Here is a 22,765-nt window from a genome sequence, read left to right as displayed (position 1 = left end):
ACATAGAGAGGCAGGAAGCAAGGATGAGACAATTGGTAAGTTTGCCTGTTCCTACGGAGCAACAATTGCGTTGGCAAGATTATGAGCTGGGCATGTTCTGCCACTTCGGCATGAACACATTCTGCGGTCAAGAATGGGGGGAAGGAACGGATTCCCCGGAACGCTTCAACCCGACTGAGCTGGATGCCCGTCAATGGGTGCGGACTGCCAAGCTGGCGGGATTTCGTTACTTTGTTCTGACCGCCAAGCATCATGATGGTTTCTGTCTGTGGCCGACAGCGACAACGGATTATTCTGTTGCCTCCAGCCCTTGGAAGAATGGCAACGGTGACGTAGTGCGCGAATGTGCGGAAGCATGCAGGGAAGAAGGAATTGGTTTTGGCCTTTATCTCTCGCCTTGGGATCGTCATGAGCCATGTTACTCTAATAAGTCCGCTTACGACCAATTTTACTTGCAGCAATTAGAGGAGCTTGTGACGGGCTACGGCCCGTTAGTGGAATTGTGGTTCGATGGTGCAGGTTCGGAAGGCAGGGAATATGACTGGTCAAGTATTATAAGTATGGTGAAGCAGCATCAGCCTGAGTCGATGATCTTCAACATGGGAGCTCCTACCATTCGTTGGGTTGGCAATGAAGACGGATTAGCGCCATATCCATGCTGGAATACGGCGGAGTCCGCCAGAATCAGTATGTTCAGCGAACAGTCGCTGCAATGGCTGCCGGAGACGCCGCGCTGGGTGCCTGCGGAATGCGATGTGCCGATTCGGGAAGGCCGCTGGTTCTGGCGCCCTGGTGAAGAGGATCGCATTCTGTCATTGGAATCGCTGATGGATATTTATTACCGTTCAATCGGCCATGGAGCTACGCTGCTGCTGAATGTGGCTCCCGATAATCGCGGTCTGATGCCAGAGGCGGATGTGGAGCGTGTACTTGCCTTCGGTGAGGAAGTACGCCGAAGATTCGCGAGCCCGATTGCCGAGACGCACGGTGAAGGCGCTGAAGTTATACTGGAGCTTGAGGGAGAGACATTCATTAATCATATTATAGCGATGGAGGATATCCGTTATGGAGAGCGAATTCGTCAATATGTGCTGGAGGGAAGATGTGGCAATGAATGGAAGGTGTTGTCACAAGGCTCTGCGATTGGACATAAGAAGATTGATCGTATAGCTCCTATAACCGTTGATGCTATTCGTCTGCGTATAACGGAGTCAGCCGCCAATCCTGTCATAAGACAGCTTGCTGTATATTGCAGTTAGTCGTACCGCCTAGCGTATCCCGTCAAGATGGCCATTCAAGCATTCATCATCCAGTATAGTCATATTCATGTATCTATGTTGGACCAACAAGCAGAAGGAGACGATAACTATGAATGAAATGTTACATAAGGCGCTGCAGGATGCAGTAGCGAAAACAAAGGCCAATATCGCCCGATTCGGCGATCAGTTCCCGCATGTCAGCAAGGACGATGTGTATCTGCTCAACGATAATACGGATTGGACAGACGGCTTCTGGTCCGGCATGCTATGGCTTAGCTACGAGCAGACGGGAGACGAGGTGTTCCGCGATGCGGCGGTTAGAACGGTAGAAAGCTTCCGCAAGCGGATGCAGAACAATGTCGTGCTGGATCATCACGATATCGGCTTCCTGTATTCCTTATCCGCCAAGGCGCAATGGATGATTGAGAGTGATGAATCGGCGCGTGCGTTAACGCTGGAAGCGGCAGATTGCCTGATGAAGCGGTGGAGACCGAAGTCACAGCTCATTCAAGCGTGGGGACGTGAAGGCGACGAGGTAAGCGGAGGTCGCATCATTATTGACTGTCTCATGAACTTGCCGCTGCTGTTCTGGGCGTCGAAGCAGACGGGCGACAACCGTTATGTGGATGCAGCTATGGAGCATCTGGAGAAGAGCAGACGCTTCCTCGTGCGCGGTGACGATTCCAGCTATCATACGTTCTATTTCGATCAGGAGACGGGCGAGGCGATTCGCGGCGGTACGGCTCAAGGGTATGCCGATGGTTCTACTTGGACTCGTGGACAAGCTTGGGGCGTATATGGCTTCGCGCTGGCTTATGTCAACACAGGTAACGCCGTCTATCAGGAGACAGCAATTCGGATGGCTCGCCACTTCTTGGAGCGACTGCCGGAGGACGGCGTGGTCTATTGGGACTTCAACGCGCCGATTAATGAAGATACGAAGCGTGACAGCTCCGCTTCCGCCATTACTGTATGCGGCATTCATGAGCTTCTTAAGGGGCTGGCCGAGAATCATCCTGACCGCAGCTGGCTGCAGGAAGGCTTGAACCGTTCTATGGAAGGACTGATCAAGCACTATGCGACGATCGGCAAGCCGGATGCAGAGGGCTTGCTGGAGCGCGGCTCCTACAGCGTGCGGGGGGACAATTCCCCGGATGACTATATGATCTGGGGCGATTATTACTATATGGAGGCGCTTATGCGTCTGACGAAAGGGCATAAGGGCTACTGGTACGAATAGGACCGCAATATGCTATAATAGCATCTAACTAGACAAAAGTTGGTGGTCTTATGATCCAAGAGAGTGTAATAGGGCAAGCGGCGGCTTGCGACGATACATGCGGCGGCTCCGAAGCGGATGTCGCCAGAGTGAGGGACAGGCTGGTTGACGATGTCACCGCATCGCAGTTAGCGGACTTGTTCAAGGCGCTCGGCGATCCGAACCGCATTCGTCTCATTCATGCGTTGCAGCAATCCGAGCTTTGCGTTCATGACTTGACGCAGGTGCTGGGGATGGGGCAGTCCGCTGTATCCCATCAGCTTCGTCTGCTACGCAATATGCGTATTGTGAAGCGTCGCAAAGTCGGGAAGACCGTATTCTACTCGCTTGACGACGACCATGTGGAACAGTTGTTTCTGCTGACGCTGCAGCATATGAAGCATGATTAAGGGGCATCGCCCGCTTAGTGATTAAACGCGAGACCGCATCTCTCCTTGAGGAAGGAAATGCGGTCTCGCGTTTTTTATTGAAGCCTTATCCATTGTTGGTAAATTGTTTGCTGTAAATTAGAAAGGGAAGTTTAGTTTGGAGATGTAATGTTTAATATATCCCCTATTTGTAACGGCTTACATGATTTAATGTAGAAGTAGCCGAAGTGCTGGTTGAAAGCGGCTGCAACATTCGGATCACATATCAAGGAGGAAATGAAAATGGGGAAAACAAAAAGAACTTGGCTGTCACTACTTGTCCTGATCGTGTCCGTTGCTTTAATTGTAAGCGCATGCGGAAGCGACAACGGGGACAAAAACAATAGCGGCAGCAAAAACGAGGGCAAAAATGAAAGCGCAAACAGCGAGAAACCTGTGGAATTGATATGGTATACAATCGGTACTCCTCAGAAGGACGTAGATCGCGTCATGGAGGCAGTAAGCAAATACACGAAAGAAAAAATCGGCGTAACTGTCAAAATGACCATGATCGACTGGGGCGATTATACGCAAAAAATGCAGGTCATGACCGCTTCAGGTGAGCCGATGGACATTATGTTCACTTCTTCGTGGGCGTTCAACTATGTGCAGAATGCGCGTAAAGGAGCATTCTACGATATTACGGATCTGCTGCCGGAGCATGGCAAGGGGATCATCGATACGCTTGACCCCGCTTTCCTGGAGGGCTCGAAGGTTGATGGCAGGAACTATGGCGTTCCCGCCAACAAAGAGCTGCCTGCGCAAGAAGTATGGCGCTTCAACAAGGATCTGCTGGATAAGCACAATTTGAGCTTCGATGGCGTGTACACACTGGAAAGCCTGGAGCCGCTGCTGAAGCAAATCAAAGAGCTTGAGCCCGAAATCATCCCGTTCGCGGCGGACAAATCCTTCGGACCGTATATTCCGTACGATTATGTCATCGAAGCGCTGCCGTTCGCCGTTCCGCTCAACACGACAGATTATAAAATTGTGAACGTGCTGGAATCGGAAGAGATGAAGCAAGCGTTGACTACGATGCATAAATACTATAAAGCTGGCTATCTGCCTACGGAAGCGGCAACGCTGGATTCCTTGACGGATATTCAAACGACAGGCAAGTGGTTCGCAGATAAGGCGACTACTCAGCCGTTCGCAGACAATCTCTGGTCGCAAAAAGGGTATCCGGTCGTCTCCACGCCGCAGAGCGAGCCGTATGTGTTCAATTGGTCCGTCATGGGTTCCATGCAGGCCATCTCGGCTAACTCCGAGTATCCTGAGAAAGCTATGGAATTCCTGAACTTGCTTAACACAGATCCTGTACTGCGCAATATGATCGATTCCGGCATTGAGGACGTGCATTACAAGAAGGTTAGCGACAATGTGATGGAGAACTTGCCGGACAATAAAAACTATGATATGCCGACATTCTCTCTTGGTAACATTATGCTGACGTATCTGAACCCATCCGATCCTGAAGACAAGTGGGAAGTGTTCAAGGAGTTCAACGCCGCAGGCAAGCCTGCTCCGCTGCTGGGCTTCAACTTCGACGCGACTCCGGTAGCGACTGAGCTGGCTACGCTGTCCAACGTGAAGGAGGAATTCTGGACAGCGCTGATGACAGGTACAGTTAATCCTGAGGAGTACCTGCCGAAGGCGATTGAGAAGTTTAAAGCGGCAGGCTTCGATAAGGTTATGGCGGAGATGCAGAAGCAGCTTGACGAGTGGTTGGCTAACAATCAATAAATTATGACGAAGGAACGGGTGCGCATACCCGTTCCTTTTTTTAATGTATGTTACTGTGTAACATAGGCTCCAAGGCAGCCGTTACAGCAGGAAAAGTGGGACTGGAGACGTAATAAGCTCGATGGCATCCGTGAGAGCGTCAAACAGATCTTACAGGCGTCAGCCAATTGTATTTCGTTTGAACGTTTTTTGTTGTAAAGTGGGGACAATACTGGATTTTAGGAGGTAAATTCTTTTTTTCTCTCTGCCGAGTCGGTTCGTACATATACTATAAGAAGAACGGAAGAAAGCCAGCCTTGAAGGACAGGTGATTATACTTATGAAGCGAAGATATTACCCGAAAATTCATGAGCAAGTATTCCGAAATGTATCTGAACAAAATATGACGTTGGATGAGGTGTATCAGAGAATTCAGCGATTTATGCGAAGCAATCCCTTATGTGCTTATCAACTGGTCATAGGGACGGATGCCCAGGTGCATGCCGGGCATACGAAGTTTATTACATCCATCGTGATTATGCGTCGCGGGCAAGGAGCCTGGTTCTGCTATCGCCAGGTAATTCTGCCGCGGGAGATTGAATCTCTACAGGAGAAGCTGAGTCTGGAGACGACGTATAGCCAGGAGATCGCCATGTACTTCAATGATGATAAGAGGTCGCTTCTGGAGGACATTATATTGCCCCATGTCTATAAAGGCTCGGAATTGCAGATGTACGTCGACATTGATGCGGGTACAGACCCGAAGCGCAATAAGACGGCTGCATTCGTGGCGGATATGGTAGGCCGGATCGAAGCGATGGGCTTGTCTGCGAGAGTAAAGCCAGAGGCGATTGTCGCATCCTCCGTGTCAAATCGATACACCAAGTCGCCTTACCGGGGCCGTCCCACTGCCGCGGCAGCCAAATGACAGGATAGGCTTGCCATCACGAATCCCTGCAAGCGTATGGTTTCCAACATGTCTTTGTCTGCGAGCGTATCATATGCAGCATTCGTGGGAAGATATACGGAGCGGTCGGCCCTTTCTTTTTTTATACTGAAAGTGACTTCAATCACAGTGTATAAAAAGGAGAGCTGACAAGTATGCTGAACGAGCAAGAGGTAACGTTTTATAAAGAGAACGGCTATTATTTATACAAGAAGCCCCTATTCAGCGCAGATAAAATGAAAGAGCTGACGGGGATATTCGAAGAGCACTTGGCGCAGAAGGGCAGCAAGCTATCCGATGAGCTGGACACGCCGCACTTTGACGATGAGAGGCTATTGAAGTTTCTGATGAGTGACGAAGTGCTGGACTTGGTCGAGCCGATTATTGGGCCGAATATAGGCTTATGGTCCAGCCATTTCATTAGTAAAGAGCCACTTCAGGGCAGAGCGACCCCGTGGCATGAAGATTCTGCGTATTGGAAAGGACGTATCAGCTCCTATGACAAAATCGTAACGGTATGGCTCGCACTGGATCGCAGCTGGGAAGAGAACGGCTGCATGCGGGTCATTCCGGGGACGCATAACGGCGGCTTCTCAGAATATGAGGAAGTGGATGCGAGTACGAATCTATTCGCAACCCGTGTGAAGGGGCTGGACGATGATGAACGCGCTGTATACTTCGAGCTGGAGCCGGGGGAATGCTCGCTGCACGATTCCAGAATCATTCATGGAGCGAAAGCCAACACAAGCCCATACAGACGTTGCGGCTACACGATGCGCTACTTCTCCACAGAGGCCCGCATTATTCCGGAGAAGAACGCAACACATAAGGTATGGCTTGCGCGGGGCAAGGACATTGCAGGCAATCCTTTCGTAAATGTATAATGATTGCATTGCGATGACGCTATGATGAAAGGCCGTGCCTGATGATGCGTTACGAACCGCCGAATCGGTTGACCAATCAAGAATACAGCATGTTTTCCACTCCTTTCCGCTTATTTGTGCCGACGATTACAAGCTCCATTGAGGTGCATTGGCATGAGTTTTTCGAGTTGGCTTTCGTCGTGGAGGGGAGCGGGGAGCATGTGTTTAATGGAGTGCCTTTCGCGTTGAAGAGAGGCGCTCTGTTTTTGTTGACCCCTGCCGATTTTCATGAGCTCGTCATTCCTGAGGGCGGGAGCTGCAAGCACTATAATCTTATCTTTTCCGATAAAGCGATACGGGAGGAGATGCGTGAGCTGCTTTTCAATGGGTTGCAGGGCAGATTATGCTTTGTTCAAGAAGAGCGAGTGGAGGCTTTGCGAGATTCCTTCGAGCTTATTCGCACAGAGCTGGAAACGGGCAGAGTCGGGTCTTCGATTGTAGTTCAGGGAGCGTTCGAGCGAATATTGGTCGAGCTCATTCGCACACCTTCCGAACAGAGCTCCAGCGAAGGAGAACGACTTGCGGATGACGGGCGGCAGCATATTTCTCCATTGTACGAGTCGATGCGCAAGGCAGTCACCTACATCCAGCTGCATTTCCGATCCAGACTAACATTGGAGGAAGTGGCTGCCCAAGCCGGCTTGTCGCCGAATTATTTCAGTCAACGCTTCCGTCAATTCACTGGCGTTCCGTTTCAGAATTATGTGCAAGATACTCGCTTGCAATTCGCCCAGTCATTGCTGAAAGTATCGGATCTGCCTATCACGGAAATATGCCACGCCTCAGGCTTCAATACGCTGTCCCATTTCGAGCGAGTCTTCAAAGCCAAGTACGGCATCACGCCGAAAGAATATCGATCGGCAACTTATCGCGAACGCGAACAAACACAAAATTTTATCTAATGGCAAATGGAATAAGTTGCATTGGGCAGGAAAATACATTACAATACATATGAACATATATTCATATATTTATTCGTTGTGATGAGTTAGAGAGAGGCGATCACAACTGGAGGGATTGATGATGGGTACAATCGCAATGGAACGCTGGAAGAACATATGGAGGGGGACTCCAAAGAACGAAAAAACAATCGGTGTGCATAATCCATCCCGGGTACACTACGTGAGCCATGGACATCCTCAAGGTCACAACGATGGAATTCATCACAAACATGATCATGGGCAAAGTCACAGCCATGATCAAGGATATCACGGACACGGCAACCATCATCACGGTCCCAATAACAAGACTGGATTAATGATTGCTTTAACGATCACAACAGGTATTATGGTATTGGAATTTGTCGGTGGACTGATGACGAACTCACTTGCACTGTTGTCAGATTCCGGGCATATGCTTAGTGATGCGGCGGCACTCGCGCTAAGCTTGGTGGCGATGTGGTTTGCAGCCAGACCGGCATCGCCCAACAAAACATATGGGTTTTACAGATTTGAAATATTGGCAGCATTGTTGAACGGCGTCACTTTGTTTGTTATTGCTGGATTTATTGTTGCAGAAGCGGTGGAACGTTTCGGCGAGCCGCCTACTGTAGCAAGCGGTTCAATGATGGTCATCGCATGTATCGGTTTGCTGGCTAATCTGGCAAGTGCATGGTTTCTAATGCGTAACAGTGACGTGAAAGGCAATGTGAACGTGCGAAGTGCTTATTTGCACGTACTTGGGGATGCGCTAGGATCTGTAGGGGCGATTATTGCTGGACTATTAATGATGCTCTTCTCATGGTACATTGCCGATCCCATCATCAGCGTAATAGTTGCCTTATTGATATTGAAGAGCGCATGGGGAGTCATCAAATCTACGGTTCATATTCTGATGGAGGGGACGCCGCCTACCATTCAAGTAGAAGAAGTGAAAGCTACGCTGGAAGATATTGAGAGGGTAAAGGATGTGCATGATTTGCATGTATGGACGATTACGTCCGGTCTGGATTCCTTGACATGCCATATGTTGATCGACGATGAGGCCGACAGCCAGTCCATCCTGCAACAAGCCGTGAGACGTCTGGAGGAACGATTCAAGCTGCAGCATACGACGATCCAGATAGAGACGTCGCAGCTTCAGCATCCCGAGCTTAAGGTATAGTCAAAGTGACATCTGCCGGTTGAGCTGCTGGTTAAGCCCACATGACGAGGTGGCTGCCCGATATGCGCCGAAGCTTCGACTATGTGGGCTAATTTTATTACAACAAATCTACGACGCCTTAAGAGAGCCAAAAGTTTGCGCTATCGCTCAAAAAATGATCACATAGCCCCGCCTCACGAAAGTGGTTTCTCCACCAATGTGAAAAGCCCGGTCCTGGCGACCGAGCTTTCACTTATGTGTGTTCCTGCGTAAAGTGTTGCGTACTTCAGTGTAACGTAAATAGCGTACCGAGTGTGCCGCAGCGGAAGGGGAACAGGCTTCGGTAAACGCAGTCTTAAGCGCTTAAAGCCCCTTAGCGGGTGGCCGCAATCGACTTGGACTTATACAGCTGCATGGCCAGCAGGAAGCTGACGACACCCCATAGCGCCATGATGCCCATACCCATCCAGAATTGCCCGGATGCAATGCCGGTACCGTATACGAGTCCGTCGCGCATGCCCTCTACGAAGTAAGTAAGCGGAAGCAGCTTCGGCACAACCTGCAGCCATTCCGGCAACGATTCCATCGGGAAGAATACGCCGCTCAGGAACATCATCAGCATGCTGGTGATATTGGCTACGCCCATATAAGCTTCCATCGTCTTGCTGAACGAGGAGAATAGATAGCCCATCGCATTGAACACAAGAGCGCCACCGAAGAACGCGACGGCAAGGCTGAAGACGTTAATGTCCAGATGGGCCCCGAAGCCGAAGACGCCGACGATCGCCAGTATGACGATCTGAACAATGCCGAACATTAGCCGGACGAGCATGCCTGCCAGCCCGAACAAGCCCATGCTGGCAGGCGTCATGCGCAGACGCTTCAGCAGGCCCCTCTTCCGCATGTCAACCAGATCAACCATCCCGAACAGTCCGCCCTGAGCGATGGCTAGACCGATCATTCCCGTCAGCAGGAAGTCCCTGTACGTAATATCCTGCGATGCCGATGAGACGGAATCCATGCTGAGTGTGAAGAGCGGCTGGGCGCCGACAGCCGCCATGTTGGCTCCTTGCACGAAGCGATCCAGAATGCCGGAGATCGCTTGCGTCGTCACGCTTTGCTCATCCTCTCGATTCACGATCAGTTGAATCTCGCCGCCGGATTCGCTTGAGGGAAGGACAATGAGCGCATTAATCTCATCATTTTTAACCCAATCCTGTCCCTGTTCCAGGCTGACGGGTTGCGTATCCTTCCACTCCAATACCGGGATACTCCTCAGCGCTTCCAGTAGCATGCCAGACGATGCGTTAGGCACAGGGTCCACAGTCGCGATCGTTGCCTTGAAGCTACTGCTTCCGCCGCCCCCACCGAATATGATCATGAATAAGATCATGAGAATAATCGGGAAGAATAAGTTCCAGAACCATACCTGCTTCTCGCGAAACATCATTTTTAACTGAGCAATGAACATACTGGAAAACTGCTTCGTAGCGTTCATGATCGGTCAGTCCCTCCATTCTTTGCCTGTGAAGGCGATAAAGACGTCTTCCAGGCTCATCTCGCGTATCGATATTTGCTCTACCTGATAGTCCTTCTCTTTCGTATAGCCGAACAGTTCATATAATGATTCTTCGGGTCTAGTCGACCATAGGCGAAGGGCGGATCCTTCTCGTGATGTGCGCGTAACCGATGCCAGACTTTTCGCGATGGACTCTGTCTCCCTCGCCGCTTCTTCCCCGTCCAGGAACGAGAGCCGCACCTCCCGTTCCTTCGTCAGACGGCCAATCAGCTCAGCAGGCGTATCCAGTGTAACGATCTGGCCTTGATCGACGATGCACACCCGATCGCTGAGTTGTTCCGCTTCCTCCATGTAGTGTGTCGTCAGTATTGTCGTTTTGCCCAGCTCCTTCAGCTGGAGGATAATATCCCAGATGTTGCGTCTTGCCTGGGGGTCCAGACCTGTCGTAGGCTCATCTAGAAAGATGACATCGGGATCATTAATCATAGCGAGCCCGATGGCCAGCCGCTGCTTCTGGCCGCCTGACAGCTTCTTGACGTGCTTGCGCCGCTGATCGGTCAGATTAATCATGTCCATTACTTCTTCCGTCGATCGGGATTGCGGATAGAAGGTGGCGAACAGCTCCAGATTCTCCTCGACCGTCAGCAAGTCGAACAAAGCGCTCGACTGCGGCTGAACGCCGATGCTGCGCTTGATCTCATCCCCGTTCTTCGCCCAGTTCAAGCTTCCGAATTGAATGTGGCCGCCATCCGGAGGCTGCAAGCCTTCAATCATTTCCAGCGTCGTCGTCTTGCCGGCACCGTTAGGGCCGATAATGGTGAATATTTCACCTGCTTCTACAGCGAAGCTGATGTCCTGAACCGCGGTGACTGCTCCGAATGCTTTCCGTAAGTTCTTGACCTCTAGGACGGGCATCATTGTCACTCCCTTGATCTAATAAATGGTAATATTGATTCTATATAGCATTGTAACAGACTCATTGTATTCCGGTACCGTCTGCGGCATGCTATCGTCTCGGTCTAGAGATGGATGATCCTTTCCGAATATAGCAGAAGGTACATGTGAAACATGTCGAAATATCTGATAGACTATAGATTGCGGCATCCATAAGGATTTCCGTATTGACGAGGAGGGGAATGGCTTGTTTGCAAGGTTTTATCGCAACCGTATCCGCAACAGCTTGTTCGGAAGATGGATCTTGTTATTCTCGGCAATAGCCGTTCTGTCTATCGTCACACTGGCTTACGGAGCCCATTGGTACTTATCGCAGTCATTGCTCGAGAAGGAGCTGGACAGTCAGAAGAAGACGATGGACGCTGTTAACGATTACGTCACCCGTAAATATGAAGCGGCTCATAATATGGTGGAAAATATTTATCGGAATCAAACATTGTCCGAGCACTCCTCCTTTCTCCTGCAGCATTCATTCGATGCGTACATTCAACATAAGCTGGATCGTTATTTTGAATTCTCAGGGGAAGCGGTTAACGTCATCTCGTACTTCGACAATGCGATTGATGACGATCCTAGCATCGGGCACTTGCTGTTATACAGCGCCGAGATGCAATATATGTACGTGTTCAAGCAGAATGGTCCGTTCAAGCTGGTGGAGACAGGAGCCGGGGGATCCTATATTCCCGACGCGATGGCGCTGGACTCGCTGCCTGTCGACCAGCCCAATCCTTGGCTGCTGAAAGCGCTGCAATTGAGTCCGCGTGAGAAGGGACTTGTGTCGATGCGCGTACCGATTAACGATAAAAATACGTATAAAAATATTGGCCAGTTAGTGGTACTGTATCAGACGGATGCAATCAAACAGATCGTTCGTCGTGTCGGCGGAGATATGAAAGGCACCATACTTGTGTTGTCGGCGGACGGCTATGCATTGTTCGATTCATCGGGCACCTATACGGGCATGAGACACCCAGAGGCAGATGTGCTGCAATCGCTGGACGCCGAGGAACGATTCAAAGAGGATACACTGTTCACGAAGCTGACGAACAGCCATGCTGGTTACACTGTTGTCGGCATGAGCTCCAAGGCTGAGGTGGCGAAGGCCCATCGCGGCCTCAGCATTACGATTCTGTTGATCACTGTCCTCAGCGTACTCATCGTCGTCACGATACCGAGCGCAATGGTCGTCAATTATGCGAAGCGAACGGGCAAAATTATCCGCTTCATGCGGAAGGTCGAGAGCGGAGAACTGTCGGCCCGCATTGCCGACGACAAGGATGATGAGCTAGGGCAAATATCAAGAAGCTTCAACGAGATGCTGGATGAGTTAACGCTGTACATTGACCGGGTGTACAAGGCGGAAATCAGGGAGAAGAAGACGGAGCTTGCAGCGTTGCAAGCTCGCGTCAATCCGCACTTTCTCTATAATACGCTGGAAGTGATTCGCATGCGGGCTCTGTCTCAAGGCGCGGAGGACGCGGCAGAGATGATCTACAGCTTGTCGGCATTATTCCGCAACATCGTCAGAGATAAGCCGAGCTATTCTGTCAAGGAAGAAGTAGAGATGTGCCGCTTATACCTGGAGCTGTTCCGGATTCGCTATAAGGATAAATTCTCCTATCGCATCGACGTAGGTGCGGGAGCCGGAAGTGCGGAGACGATGAAGCTGATCCTGCAGCCTATTATCGAGAATTATATTGTCCACGGGATGCGCAAGGATAGAGATGATAATGAGATCGTGATAACAGCCGAACGGAAAGGGAGTATGGTGCATATTCAAGTAAGGGATAACGGCAACGGGATTGCTCCCCGCAAGCTGGAAGAGTTGCGAGCAGTGCAACTTCAGCCTGGCGAGCGGACAGAAGGAGGCTCCTTCGGCATGAGAAGCGTGCACGAACGACTTCGTCTCGTTTATGGCGAAGCAGGAGGACTCACAGTGAGCAGCCGAGAAGGAGATGGAACGATTGTATCGTTACATTTTCCGGTGAAGAAAGGGGATCAGGGCATTTATGTATAAAGTGTATATCGCGGACGATGAACCGTTTATTATAGAAGGCTTGCACGATGCGATCGACTGGACATCACTGGAGCTTATCATCGTGGGCTCCGCCGAGAATGGACAGCAGGCGCTTGATGCGCTGGGAAAGACTCATGTCGATATATTGATAACCGATATCTCCATGCCTGTCATGAACGGGTTGGAGCTGATCCGCAGAGCCAGACAACTTCATCCCGGACTTCATGTGATCATATTAAGTGGATTCAACGACTTTGATTACTTGAAGGAAGGGATGCGCCTCGGCATCGAGAATTACTTGCTGAAACCGATCAATCTGCATGAGCTGAAGGCGACGCTTGAAGGCGTGATCGAGAAGCTGGACAAGCGGACTCATCAAGAGGTTACTTGGCAAGAAGAAGATATTGGCGTACTGAGAGATAACATCGTGTATCGTTGGCTGAACCGTGAGATCGGATCGGGGGAACTGCATGAACGGGCGGAGATGCTGGGCATCGATCTCATGCAGGAATACTTCCTTGTCGCCATGCTGGGAATTGCGCATCTAGAGGAGCATGAACGCAGACAAATCATCCGATTGCTTGAGCAAGCGACGCCGCAATTCATACCGTTCCGAGACAGGGACGGCAACGCCGGAGTTGTCATGACGCTGGAGCGGAAGGAAGACGAGCGGACGGCTGTCAGCTGTCTGCTGGAGCGGCTGCATAAGACAATGTTGGAACAGAAGATCCGGATAGCAGTCGGCGAAGTCGCATCCGGCGAGGAGCAAGCAGCTGTCAGCTACGCGCAAGCGAAGAAAGCGATGGAGTTCGTCTTGATTCATCCCGAGCGAGAACTGTTGCAATATAGCGAGCTGGCAATAGATGGGACCGCAGGGCAAGGCTTCACATTGGATTGGGGTGAATATGCGCGTCACCTGGCCGCCAAGGAGAAGGAGCAACTGCTCGAACTGATCGAAGACGACTTCGGCCGCTTCGCGCAGGAGCAAGGCGTGACGCCCGGCAGGCTGCAGAGCTTGGCGCTGGAGCTGACAGTGCAGTTGAAGATCGAGCTTGGCAGCATTAAGAAGACGGAAGTGCCGGAACTGATTCGGGAGAATACGGTAGAGCGAATTATGCGTGCAGATTCCTTGAACGGTATGATTGATGTCGTACGCGAGATTGCGGAGGAGGCTGTGGATTCGCTTGTCCGAGACACGAAGAGTCCCGTTATTCAACAGATATTAGACCGTATTCAAGACAATTGTGCGGAAGAGCTGTCACTGAAATCATTGAGCGGGGAATACAATATTCATCCTGTCTATCTGGGAAGGCTGTTCCACAAAGAAACGAATGAAACGTTCTCGGAATACTTGAACCGGTACAGAATTGATCGGGCCAAAGCGCTGCTTGGGGAAACCCATATGAAAGTCAGCGAGATCGCGCGCGAAGTCGGATACTGGGAAATGGGCTACTTCTATAAGCAATTCAAAAAGTACGTCGGCGTGTCCCCTAAAGATTTCAAAGCATTGCTCTAGGCTGAGAAGCCTGGAGCTTTATTTTTTTGAATTTATTAAGTTTAGTTTGGAGACGATATGTTTAATATCTATTCTATTTGAAAATGCTTTCATGAGTTACTGTAAATATAGTCCTTCGGACTGGACAGTGTACATCATGAATTCATAACAACAAGGAGGAAATGAAAATGGGGAAATCAAAAAAGAGATGGGTTTCGCTGCTTGCTCTCGCTACATCTGCCACGCTCGTGCTGGGCGCATGCGGAAATAACGGCAATACGCCAGGCAATGAAAGCGGGAATGGCGGCCAAAAAGAAGAGAAGCCAGTCGAGTTGATCTGGTATACGATCGGCACACCTCAAAAAGATGTTGATCGCGTCATGGAGGAAGTTAGCAATTACACGAAAGAGAAAATCGGCGTTACCGTAAAAATGAACATGATCGATTGGGGCGACTACACGCAAAAAATGCAAGTTATGACCGCTTCCGGCGAGCCGATGGACATTATGTTCACTTCTTCGTGGGCATTCGATTATGTGCAAAACGCGCGTAAAGGCGCGTTCATGGACATTACAGATCTGCTGAAGGAACATGGTCAGGGCATTGTAGACACGCTTGATCCTGCGTTCCTGGAAGGTTCGAAGGTAGATGGTAAAAATTATGGCATTCCGGCTAACAAAGAGCTTCCGGCCCAAGAGGTATGGCGCTTCAACAAGGGACTGCTGGACAAGCATAACCTGAGTATGGACGGCATCTACTCGCTGGAAAGCCTGGAGCCATTGCTGAAGCAAATTAAAGAGCTCGAGCCTGGCGTAGCGCCGCTGGCAGTAGACAAGACGTTCGGCCCTTATCTGCCGTTCGACTACGTCATCGAAGCGATGCCGTTCGCGGTTCCGTTGGATTCCACAGACTACAAAATCGTTAATATTCTGGAAACAGAAGAAATGAAGAACACGCTGGCGACCATGCATAAGTACTACAAAGCCGGTTACATTCCAACTGAAGCGGCTACGAAGGATTCATTAACCGATCTTCAGACAACTGGCAAATGGTTCGCGGACAAAGCGACTTCCCAGCCGTTCGCAGACAATCTGTGGACTCAAAGCACAGGATATCCTATCGTATCTACACCGCAAAGCGAGCCTTACATCTACAACTGGTCCGTTATGGGCTCCCTGCAGGCGATCTCTGCTAATTCCGAATATCCGGAAAAAGCGATGGAGTTCCTGAACTTGCTCAATACTGACCCCGTACTTCGCAATATGGTTGATTCCGGTATCGAAGGCGTACACTACAAGAAAGTCAGCGAGAACGTAATGGAGAACCTGCCGGAATCCAAAAACTACGACATGCCGACCTTCTCGCTTGGCAACGTGATGCTGAACTACCTGAATCCTGCTGACCCTGAGAACAAGTGGGAAGAGTTCAAGAAGTTCAACGATGCAGGCAAGCCTGCTCCACTGCTGGGCTTCAACTTCGATCCAACAAGTGTGACAACTGAGCTGGCCGCATTGTCCAACGTGAAGGAAGAATTCTGGACAGCGCTTATGACGGGCACAGTTGATCCTGTGACATACCTGCCGAAAGCAACTGAGAAGTTCAAAGCAGCTGGCATGGATAAAGTAATGACAGAAATGCAAAAGCAACTAGACGAGTGGGTTGCAGCTAACAAGTAAAGGAAAACTGAAAGGGCGGATGAGAGCATTCGTCCTTTCTTTAACGCCTTGGGCTGCATAACAGTCTAATGACAAGGAGTGAATAGTTATGGGAGCAATCGGACGTTTTATTAAAGATTTGAATCGTAATGGAGCCATGCTGCTCATGGTACTGCCGGCAACGGTCTGGTTTTTGTTTTTCTCCTATTTGCCAATGGCCGGCCTCGTTATTGCCTTTAAGCAATATCGTGTAAGCCGGGATGGATTCCTCGCGAGTATTTTGAACAGTGAGTGGATCGGTCTGCAGAACTTTAAGTTTTTGTTCAGTACGAACGACGCTTACATCATTACAAGAAATACAGTTTTATACAATGCGGTATTCATCACTGTAGGTTTGGTGTTGTCTGTTGCTCTGGCCATTATTTTGGCGGAGATTGCGAACAAACGGCTGGCTAAAGTGTATCAAACAGGCATGTTCCTGCCGTACTTCCTGTCGTGGATCATCGTCGGTTATTTTGTATTCAGCTTCCTGAGCGTGGATCGCGGCGTATTGAATCGCATGCTGGCTCAATTCGGGGTGGATCCCATCAACTGGTATTCCGACCCTACTTGGTGGCCTGTCATTCTTGTCGTCGTGTTCCTGTGGAAATCGATCGGCTATAACAGCGTAGTCTATCTGGCTGCGATTATGGGGATCGACCGCTCCTTGTACGAAGCGGCGATGATCGACGGCGCGAACAAGTGGCAGCAAATTCGGAACGTGACGATTCCAATGCTGAAGCCGCTTATTATCATTCTGACGTTGCTTGCTATCGGGAAAATTTTCTATGCGGACTTCGGCTTGTTCTACCAGGTGCCGCGCGATTCCGGACCGCTGTACTCCGTCACGAACGTTATCGACACATACGTTTACCGCGGACTGAAGGCGACAGGCGAGATCGGCATGAGTACGGCTGCGGGCATGTACCAGTCTCTGGTCGGGTTTATTCTCGTCATTTCATCCAACTACCTGGTACGCCGATTCGATCGGGACAATGCGTTATTCTAAGAGAAGGGAGTCTTTTCTATGCAAAAAGCTGTTAAAAAAACACGCGACTTTCAGAAGCTGTCGTCGGGCTGGAATATTGCCTTTAACATCGTCGCAGGCGTATTTGCTTTCCTGTGCGTATTTCCATTCTTGTTCGTCACGATTATTTCGTTCACGGACGAGAGCACCCTTGCTCTTAACGGATACAGCTTATTTCCGGAGAAGCTGAGCCTGGAGGCATATAAATATGTGTTCCAAACGGGCGATCAGTTGCTTCGCTCCTATGGCGTCACCATATTCGTGACTGTAGTCGGAACAGTAATTAGTTTGATCGTGACGACGCTGTTCGCTTATGCCATCTCACGGAAATCGTTCAAATATCGCAATTTCTTCGCATTCTTTGCGTTCTTCACGATGTTGTTCAACGGCGGACTTGTGCCGACGTACATCGTGGCTACTCAACTGCTGGGGCTTAAGAATTCGGTCTGGGCTTTGATTTTGCCACTGCTGGTCAATGCGTTCTATATTATGATTATGCGTACGTTCTTCGCGACGATGGTGCCAGGAGCAATTATAGAGTCTGGCAAAATCGACGGCGCAGGGGAATTCGGCATCTTCATTCGCCTCGTGTTGCCGCTGTCGCTGCCAGGCATTGCGACGATAGCGCTATTCAATACGCTGGGCTATTGGAACGACTGGTTCAACGCGCTTCTGTACATTGAGAAGCCGGATCTTGTCCCTCTTCAGTCCATGCTGATGCGGATCGAGAACAGCATGCAGTTCATTCTTCAGAACTCTCAGAACACATCGATCAATGTAGGCATCCTGCAAGATATGCCGCAAGATACGTCGCGTATGGCGATGGTTGTTCTCGCCACCGGTCCAATTATTTTCGCGTATCCGTTCTTCCAGCGCTACTTCATCCAAGGCTTGACGATCGGTGCCGTGAAAGAATAATCAACTAGGAGGACAATGAAATTATGGAACAGTTCCGACTCCCACAAATCCCCATGCCCGAGCTGCAATTGCCCAAGGCAGTGGAAAAAGTGCTAGAGGAAGCGCGCCAGAAGCTGGCGCACCGCCCCAAGCTGATGAAGCAATTCCTTAATTGCTTCCCGAATACATTGGAGACGACGACGAAGCTGATGGATGATGGAACGACCTTTATTATTACAGGCGATATTCCAGCATGCTGGCTGCGTGACTCTGTGGAGCAAGTGATTCATTACGTTCCGCTGGCGAAGGAGGATAAGGAACTTCAGCGCATCATCAGCGGACTGATTAAACGTCATATGCAATATATTGCGATCGATCCTTATGCCAACGCCTTCAATGAATCGGCGAATGACTGGCATTGGAATACAGATGATATTACGGATATGGGACCGTGGGTATGGGAGCGCAAGTTTGAGCTTGACTCCATCTGCTTCAGCATACGTCTGGCGTATGCGTACTGGAAAGAGACGGGGCTGACAGATATATTCGACAGCAACTTCAAGTCGGTCATGCGCACCATTATCGAGCTGTGGAGAATCGAGCAGCGCCACTTCGAGTTGTCTCCGTATCGCTTCACGCGCAACAACGGTATTCCGGAAGATTCCCTGCGCAACAATGGCATGGGCATGCCAGTCAATTATACGGGCATGATCTGGTCCGGCTTCCGTTCCAGCGACGATGCATGCGACTTTCACTACAACGTTCCCGCGAATATGTTCGCAGTCGTATCGCTGCGTCAGATGCAAGAGTTCGCGGAGTGGGTGTTCCGCGATATGACGATGCTGGCGGAGCTGAAGGCGCTGGAAGCCGACGTTGATCACGGCATTCAACTATACGGGATATACCGCCATCCTGATTTCGGCCCGATCTACGCCTACGAGACGGACGGCTTCGGCAACTATTGTCTGATGGACGACGCGGGCACGCCGGGACTGATGTCCATTCCTTATCTGGGGTACGTGGATGCGGAGGATCCTATCTATCAGAATACCCGCCGCTTCGCGCTTAGCAAGGAGAATCCGTTCTACTTCGAGGGCAAGGCTGCGAAGGGAATCGGCAGCCCTCATACACCGAAGGGCTACATCTGGCACATGGCATTGTCGATGCAAGGCATAACCGCTACTTCTAATGAAGAGAAGCTGGCATTGATCGATGTGCTTGAAGCGACGGACGCCGACACTGGATTCATGCATGAAGGCTTCCACGCCGACGATCCCAATGAATTCACGCGCAGCTGGTTCGCGTGGTCCAACAGCTTGTTCTCTCAGCTTGTCTATAAAGCGATGAAGGAAGATCTGCTATGAGCGGCATCGTCTTATTCTATGATTCTTCGTTCCCGATGAGCAGCGAAGGACTGACAGAAGAGTCGTTGAAAGCTATCGGAGCTTATGCCCGAGTAGTCGATGCGAACGGACTAGCCGAGGCGCTGCACACAGCGGAGCCCGGCTGCTTCGTTAATCTGCATGCGCCTTACTTCCCCAAGGACGCATGGGGCGATATTGTCGGCTTCCTGAAGCGCGGCGGAGGGCTTATCTCTGCCGGCGGAGCGCCGTTCAAGCATCCCGTACGCCGTAGTGATGACGGTCAGTGGCATGCGGAAGCGGAGCAGACGGCGTATCATCAAGCGCTAGGCATCCATGAAGCGTTGCGGGTGGATGGTGGCAGAGTGACTTCGTTGACGGCATTGACGGAGATTCCATTGCTGCAAGGTCAAGAAGAGCTGCTGCAAGGTGATGCGGATGCCTGGAATCTGGTGCCGCATGTGACGAAGAGCAGCGATCTGCCGCATCAGATGGGCTCTGCAGGACCAATGGATGCCCGCATCTATCCGCTCTTGAAAGGACGCAGCGAGGACGGCCGCGAACTGTCGGCGCCTGTTGTACTGTGGGAGCGCGTGCTGGGCGAGTTCGCCGGGGCGCGCTGGCTGTTCTTCGGCCAGCCTCTAGGTACGGCCTTCTGGCAAGGCGGCGGCGCAGAAGCGCTGGCGTCCTGGATAGCGTTCACGGCTGCCGGCGTCACGGAGTGGTGGCTGAAGCCGGATTACGCGTGCTACGAGCAGGGAGAGCGTCCGCTGCTTACGTTGCAAGCGCAGCGTCTGGGAGGCTTCGCTGCTGCATCTGATGCTCCGAACAAAGAGTGGAACGTGACGTTGACGATAGAGAGGGACGGTGAAGGCGGCGAGAGCTGGGAGCACATCTTCACAGTGGAAGTGAAGCGGGATATCGAGATGATGCGTTTCCCGGTTCCACTTGCGCTGGAGAGCGGCTATTACCGAGCGACGGCCAGCTTGACATCGATTGACGGAGAACGGCGCGTGCTGCGCCAAGGCTTCTGGGGTCGCCACGATGCGCTCCTGGAGGAAGGCGAGCCGGTATCGGCTGACAGGGATTACTTCCGCAAGGATGGCCGCCCGATGCCCGTAGTCGGCATGACGTATATGACAAGCGACGTCGCACGCAAATTCCTGACTTTGCCGAACGTCTCTGTATGGGACCGCGATATGGCCGCGATGCGTGGTGCAGGCATTAACTGGATTCGCACGGGCATATGGACTGCGTACCGCAACATTATGGAAGTGGACGGGCATGCCTCCGAAGCGGCGCTTCGCGCTATCGATGCATTTCTGCTGACGGCGAAGCGTCATGACCTGCAGGTGACCTTCACCTTCTTCTCCTTCACGCCGGAAGCGTGGGAAGGACTTAATCCATATCTTGACCCGCGTAGCGTCGAAGCGCAGAAGAGGTTCGTACGCTCCATCATCAGTCGGCACAGGAACACGAAGAATGTGGATTGGGATCTGATTAATGAGCCGTCCATGTTCGATCCGCCGCGTATCTTCTCCGACGGACCGAGATCCTGTGGCGACGTCTACGAGCGCGAAGCGTTCTCCGCCTGGCTGGAAGAGCGCCACGGCAGCATTCAGAGCTTGCAGGAGAAGTGGAACATGACGCCGCAGCAGCTGCCTTCGTTCGCAGCAGCCCTGCCGCCGGAGCCGGAAGAGATCAACTTCGACGTGCAGGATATGCACCAGGCGAAGAAGGGCGGCAGATGGCTGGATTATGTGCTGTTCTCGATGGAGATGCATAATGTCTGGGCCAAGCAGCTGTATGATGCCATTAAGGAAGTCTGCCCGGATCATATGGTTACCGTCGGACAAGACGAGGCGCTTGGCGCTCAGCGGCCTTCCCCGTTCTTCTACGAGGAAGCGGCCGATTATACGACGGTGCATTCCTGGTGGCTGAACGACCACTTGCTGTGGGACGGCATATTCAGCAAGACGGCGAATAAGCCGAATCTCGTGCAGGAGACCGGCATTATGTACGTGGAGACGCCAGACGGCCGGGCGAAGCGTTCCGAGCAGGAGCTGCGCGGCATATTGGAGCGCAAGTACGCTTACGCATTCGCGGCTGGCGGAGCCGGCGCAATTCAATGGATCTGGAACACGAACTTCTATATGGACAATGCCAATGAATCGCATATCGGCGCTATTCGCGCGGACGGCACGGAGAAGCCGGAGGCGGATGTCTCTTATGATTTCGGACGGTTCATGGGCGAGATTGGCGATCTGTTCGAAGGACGCGAGATAGAGGAGACGGCGATGGTCTTCCCATACTCGAACGACTTCTCCAACCGCAAGCTGGCATTCGATGCGACGACCAGAGCGGCAAGGGTGCTGGGATATCGGCTGAATGTTCCGTGCCGTGCGGTTGGCGAATACCATCTGGACGACTTGCTGGAGCGCCCGGCGAAGCTGATCATTGTGCCAAGCCCTCACAACTTCGACAGCGGAGCGTTCGACAAGCTGATGAGTATCGTCTCCGAGACGGGAGCGACACTGCTATGGACGGGGCCGATCGGGCTGAACGCCTACTGGAGACAGGAGTCGCGCTTGGCGGATGAGCTGGGCCGCCTGGAGCTTCGCAATGTCCGCCGTGAGGAACGTCTGCTGAATGTGCCTGAAGGTGTGGACACTTCTATCTCCTTCGGAGCCCGTCGAATTGCAGAGACGGTGAAGGAGACGACAGTGGAGAAGTCCGGCGAAGACCGCGGTGGGGACTGCTTGTCCATTGTTCCTGTTGGTGCTGGCCGCTTAATCTGGTGTCCGCTTCCGGTGGAGCTGAATGAACGTCCGGAGGCTGTAGAAGTGCTGTATCGGACTGCGCTGGAGGAAGCCGGAGTCGGTCAGGAGCTGAACTGGCTGGAAGGCGGGGACTTGCCCGGCGTATACGGTCGAAAGCTGACCTTCGCAAGCGGTTCGCTGTTCGTATTCGTGTCGGAGAGCGGATTCGATGCCGAAGTAGCGGTGCAAGATCCCGTTACGGGCAGTCGTTACCGCTTCAAGCTGGAGCAAGAGCGATCCGTATTGTTCGCTACGGACAAGCAAGGCAAGATCAAGAGCGTATATCGTCCAGCGGAAGTGACGGTTGAACATATTCAATAATAATGAATGGGTCAGGTATAAGTGAATCGCTTATACCTGACTT

17 protein-coding genes are annotated in these 22,765 nt (G+C 51.5%); 15 read left to right on the top strand and 2 right to left on the bottom strand.

Annotation, left to right across the window (positions count from 1 at the left end; translation table 11 throughout):
• Positions 1–23: 23 nt before the first annotated feature.
• The 8 genes from ACFQ2I_RS19390 to ACFQ2I_RS19355 all read left to right on the top strand — a co-directional run bounded on the left by ACFQ2I_RS19390 (position 24) and on the right by ACFQ2I_RS19355 (position 8,639).
• Entirely contained in the window at positions 24–1,259 is a 1,236-nt protein-coding gene (locus ACFQ2I_RS19390) for an alpha-L-fucosidase (RefSeq protein WP_377567173.1), read from the top strand.
• A gap of 118 nt (positions 1,260–1,377) precedes the next feature.
• Positions 1,378–2,499: a glycoside hydrolase family 88 protein gene (locus ACFQ2I_RS19385; RefSeq protein ID WP_377567195.1), complete on the top strand. Its 1,122-nt coding sequence runs from the start codon at positions 1,378–1,380 to the stop codon at positions 2,497–2,499.
• 50 nt (positions 2,500–2,549) lie between these two features.
• On the top strand, positions 2,550–2,927 hold the full coding sequence (locus tag ACFQ2I_RS19380) for an ArsR/SmtB family transcription factor (protein ID WP_377567171.1): 378 nt from the start codon (positions 2,550–2,552) through the stop codon (positions 2,925–2,927).
• Between the two features lie 261 nt (positions 2,928–3,188).
• Entirely contained in the window at positions 3,189–4,688 is a 1,500-nt protein-coding gene (locus tag ACFQ2I_RS19375; protein ID WP_377567169.1) for an ABC transporter substrate-binding protein, read from the top strand.
• A 319-nt stretch (positions 4,689–5,007) separates the two neighbouring features.
• Complete coding sequence (locus tag ACFQ2I_RS19370; RefSeq protein ID WP_377567167.1) at positions 5,008–5,595, top strand: ribonuclease H-like YkuK family protein; 588 nt, start codon at positions 5,008–5,010, stop codon at positions 5,593–5,595.
• 173 nt (positions 5,596–5,768) lie between these two features.
• Entirely contained in the window at positions 5,769–6,497 is a 729-nt protein-coding gene (locus ACFQ2I_RS19365) for a phytanoyl-CoA dioxygenase family protein (protein ID WP_377567165.1), read from the top strand.
• Between the two features lie 41 nt (positions 6,498–6,538).
• Positions 6,539–7,438, top strand: coding sequence for a helix-turn-helix transcriptional regulator (locus tag ACFQ2I_RS19360; protein WP_377567163.1), 900 nt, complete (start codon positions 6,539–6,541; stop codon positions 7,436–7,438).
• Between the two features lie 256 nt (positions 7,439–7,694).
• Entirely contained in the window at positions 7,695–8,639 is a 945-nt protein-coding gene (locus ACFQ2I_RS19355; RefSeq protein ID WP_377567193.1) for a cation diffusion facilitator family transporter, read from the top strand.
• Between the two features lie 352 nt (positions 8,640–8,991).
• Here ACFQ2I_RS19355 and ACFQ2I_RS19350 read toward each other — a convergent pair whose 3' ends face one another.
• Positions 8,992–10,116: an ABC transporter permease gene (locus ACFQ2I_RS19350; RefSeq protein WP_377567161.1), complete on the bottom strand. Its 1,125-nt coding sequence runs from the start codon at positions 10,114–10,116 to the stop codon at positions 8,992–8,994.
• Positions 10,117–10,122: 6 nt separating this feature from the next.
• On the bottom strand, positions 10,123–11,052 hold the full coding sequence (locus ACFQ2I_RS19345; RefSeq protein ID WP_377567159.1) for an ABC transporter ATP-binding protein: 930 nt from the start codon (positions 11,050–11,052) through the stop codon (positions 10,123–10,125).
• Between the two features lie 226 nt (positions 11,053–11,278).
• Between ACFQ2I_RS19345 and ACFQ2I_RS19340 the strand changes: the two genes are divergently transcribed.
• The 7 genes from ACFQ2I_RS19340 (at position 11,279) to ACFQ2I_RS19310 (ending at position 22,722) form a co-directional block, all read left to right on the top strand.
• Positions 11,279–13,108: a sensor histidine kinase gene (locus ACFQ2I_RS19340; RefSeq protein WP_377567157.1), complete on the top strand. Its 1,830-nt coding sequence runs from the start codon at positions 11,279–11,281 to the stop codon at positions 13,106–13,108.
• Complete coding sequence (locus tag ACFQ2I_RS19335; protein ID WP_377567155.1) at positions 13,101–14,624, top strand: response regulator; 1,524 nt, start codon at positions 13,101–13,103, stop codon at positions 14,622–14,624. Before ACFQ2I_RS19340 ends, ACFQ2I_RS19335 begins: the two co-directional genes overlap by 8 nt.
• A 167-nt stretch (positions 14,625–14,791) precedes the next feature.
• On the top strand, positions 14,792–16,279 hold the full coding sequence (locus ACFQ2I_RS19330) for an ABC transporter substrate-binding protein (protein WP_377567153.1): 1,488 nt from the start codon (positions 14,792–14,794) through the stop codon (positions 16,277–16,279).
• A gap of 88 nt (positions 16,280–16,367) precedes the next feature.
• A complete protein-coding gene (locus ACFQ2I_RS19325; protein WP_377567151.1) occupies positions 16,368–17,306 on the top strand; it encodes an ABC transporter permease in 939 nt (312 codons plus the stop codon).
• An 18-nt stretch (positions 17,307–17,324) separates the two neighbouring features.
• Complete coding sequence (locus tag ACFQ2I_RS19320; RefSeq protein WP_377567149.1) at positions 17,325–18,242, top strand: carbohydrate ABC transporter permease; 918 nt, start codon at positions 17,325–17,327, stop codon at positions 18,240–18,242.
• A gap of 23 nt (positions 18,243–18,265) precedes the next feature.
• The gene (locus ACFQ2I_RS19315) at positions 18,266–19,585 is read left to right on the top strand and encodes a glycoside hydrolase family 125 protein (protein WP_377567147.1); all 1,320 of its coding nucleotides are present in this window, start codon (positions 18,266–18,268) and stop codon (positions 19,583–19,585) included.
• Positions 19,582–22,722 carry a beta-galactosidase gene (locus ACFQ2I_RS19310; protein ID WP_377567145.1) on the top strand — a complete coding sequence of 1,047 codons (3,141 nt, stop codon included), beginning with the start codon at positions 19,582–19,584 and terminating at the stop codon, positions 22,720–22,722. Before ACFQ2I_RS19315 ends, ACFQ2I_RS19310 begins: the two co-directional genes overlap by 4 nt.
• Positions 22,723–22,765: the final 43 nt, after the last annotated feature.

The sequence above is a fragment of the Paenibacillus chungangensis genome, from assembly GCF_042675905.1.
Taxonomy (GTDB): domain Bacteria; phylum Bacillota; class Bacilli; order Paenibacillales; family Paenibacillaceae; genus Pristimantibacillus; species Pristimantibacillus chungangensis.
Note: the sequence above shows the minus strand (reverse complement) of the source record. Positions and strands in the feature narration are given on the sequence as shown.